The organism is Streptosporangium sp. NPDC002607 (assembly GCF_053592655.1).
In genome coordinates this window covers 1-1,401 of sequence record NZ_JBSFWD010000164.1, presented here as the reverse complement: position 1 = coordinate 1,401, position 1,401 = coordinate 1, and the positions used below count along the sequence as shown (strand labels likewise).

Annotated in this window: 1 protein-coding gene; it reads left to right on the top strand. The window is 70.0% G+C overall.

Translation table 11 applies throughout. The features are described from left to right. Positions 1 to 1,164 (top strand): alpha/beta fold hydrolase (locus ACWD3H_RS47660; protein ID WP_451959802.1); only part of this gene is annotated, 1,164 nt, incomplete at its 5' end. Between the last annotated feature and the right edge of the window lie 237 nt (positions 1,165 to 1,401).

The window sequence follows — 1,401 nt, the reverse complement described above, 5'->3', positions numbered from 1 at the left end:
GTCCCGGCCGCGGTCACCGCTTTGGCGGAGTTGCCGCTGACCGTCAACGGCAAGCTCGACCGCAAGGCCCTGCCCGACCCGGAGTTCTCCACCACCGACGGCCGCAGCCCGCGGACCCCGCAGGAAGAACTGCTCTGCGGCCTCTACGCCGAGGTCCTGGAACTGCCCCGGGTCAGCGTCGACGACAGCTTCTTCGACCTGGGCGGGCACTCGCTGCTGGCGACCCGTCTGGTCAGCCGTATCCGCACGGTTTTAGGAGTGGAGGTGCCGATCCGGATACTGTTCGAGACCCCGACCGTGGCGGGCCTGGCGCAGCGCCTCGCCCTGAATCCGCAGGAGCAGGCGTTCGGCGTTCTGCTCCCCCTTCGCGCCGCCGGCCGCCGGGCGCCGCTCTTCTGTGTGCATCCCGGGAGCGGTCTCAGCTGGCCGTACGCGTCGCTCCTGCCGCACATCGACCCGGAGGTCCCGGTGTACGCCCTGCAGGCCCGCGGCCTGCAGGGCGGGGAATCATTGCCGGCCTCGATCGAGGAGATGGCCGCCGAGTACGTAAGCCAGGTCCTCGAGGTGTGGCCGGAGGGGCCCTACCGCCTGCTGGGCTGGTCGTTCGGGGGCATCGTTGCGCACGCGATGGCGGCCCGGCTGGAACAGGCCGGCCGGCGGGTCGAATCGCTCACCCTGATCGACGCGTTTCCGGCGCACCCGCTGAGCGACGACGTCATCGAGAAGGTGGCCGAGCTGGAGATCTCACGCCTCTACCTCGACATGCTCGAGGCGTTCGAGATCGACACCGCCGGGTACGCGGACCGCACCCTGCGCCACGACGAGTTCGTACAGATCCTGCACTCCCGCAACACGGCGCTCGCCTCGCTCGATGAGGATCTGCTCGCCGCCTCGTTCCGTATCATGATCAACAATATCCGGATCGGCGGCCGGTACCGGCACGACGTGGTGGCCGCGGACATGCTGATCATCGCGGCCGAGCACGAGGATCCGCGGTACGCGCTGACGGAGGACGCCTGGGTGCCGTACGTGAGCGGTGATATCCGGCTGCACCCGGTGGCCGCGTCGCACCAGCGCCTGCTCACCCCGGGGCCGCTGCGCGAATACGGCGGACTGATCGACGACCGGCTTCGCGGAGACGAGATCGGCGGCGAGCCGGGCTGAGGCACGTGACGAGGGCGGATCGGCCGGCTGTTTCCATCCTCTGTCCCGGGCGCTGTCGCCGGCGGCCGAGGTCCTGTCGGTGCGGTACCCGTCAGGACCGGCTCGACGTCGACTGCATCTTCCCGGAGGTGCGGAAGCGGTGCCCGCGCGGCCGAGTCCAGGCAGTCGCGCGAGCCCATGTAGAGCTCGGCGCCCGGTTCGAAGTAGGCGCGCATCAGGTCGATGAGGATCAGCGCC